The organism is Streptomyces niphimycinicus, from assembly GCF_018883605.1.
Classification (GTDB): Bacteria; Actinomycetota; Actinomycetes; order Streptomycetales; family Streptomycetaceae; genus Streptomyces; species Streptomyces niphimycinicus.
In genome coordinates this window covers 1-788 of record NZ_JAHLEM010001296.1, presented here as the reverse complement: position 1 = coordinate 788, position 788 = coordinate 1, and the positions used below count along the sequence as shown (strand labels likewise).

The following is a 788-nucleotide window of genomic DNA, read 5'->3' as shown; positions in this document are numbered from 1 at the left end:
CGCCGGATTCCTCGCGGCGGGCGGCGCCGGGCCCGCCGCACTCGCCTCGGCCGTGGCCCACGGGGCGGCCGCGGTGCAACTGCCGGGCAGTGCCATGCCGACCCCGGCCGACCTCGATCCGTCCGCCGTCGTCACCACGGCGGATATCCCGCTGGACCGTGTGCTCAAGGAGCCCGCGTGACCGGCCGTCCCCACTCCCACCCCCCAATCCCCACTCCGTCCGCCCGCCTCCCCCAGGGCGGCACCGCACACAAGGGAGCCGCGAGATGAGTGAGCTGATCACCGCGGATCTGGTCGACCTTGACCTGTCCGCCGACACCAAGGAAGCCGCCGCCCGGTCGCTCGCCGAACGCATGGTCGCGGCCGGCCGGGTCACCGACCTCGACGGCTTTCTCGCCGATGTGGCGGCGCGCGAGGAGCAGATGCCGACCGGCCTGGACGGCGGCATCGGCATACCCCACTGCCGCAGCGCGCATGTCACCGAGCCGACCCTGGCCTTCGGGCGCAGCGCGGCCCGGATCGACTTCGGCGCGGCGGACGGGCCGGCCGATCTGATCTTCCTGATCGCCGCCCCCGCGGGCGCTGACAGCGACCATCTGACCATCCTGTCGAGCCTGGCGCGGCAGTTGATGAACGCCGACTTCACCGCTGCGCTGCGCTCGGCCGACCGCCCCGAACGGGCGGCCGCCCTGATCCGCGGCGACGAGCAGAGCGCACCCGCCGCCGAGCGGACGGGAGCCGCGGGAACGGAGGCCGAGCCGACGGGGGCCGAGCCGACGGGGGCCGAG

The 788-nt window shown here is 75.1% G+C and carries 1 protein-coding gene and 1 pseudogene; both read left to right on the top strand.

Features of this window, described 5'->3' with window-relative positions:
* Positions 1–181 (top strand): annotated as a pseudogene (locus KN815_RS49435) (1-phosphofructokinase); the annotation flags it as partial.
* A gap of 85 nt (positions 182–266) precedes the next feature.
* The coding region (locus KN815_RS49430; RefSeq protein WP_253209756.1) for a PTS sugar transporter subunit IIA at positions 267–788 on the top strand (522 nt) is incomplete at its 3' end.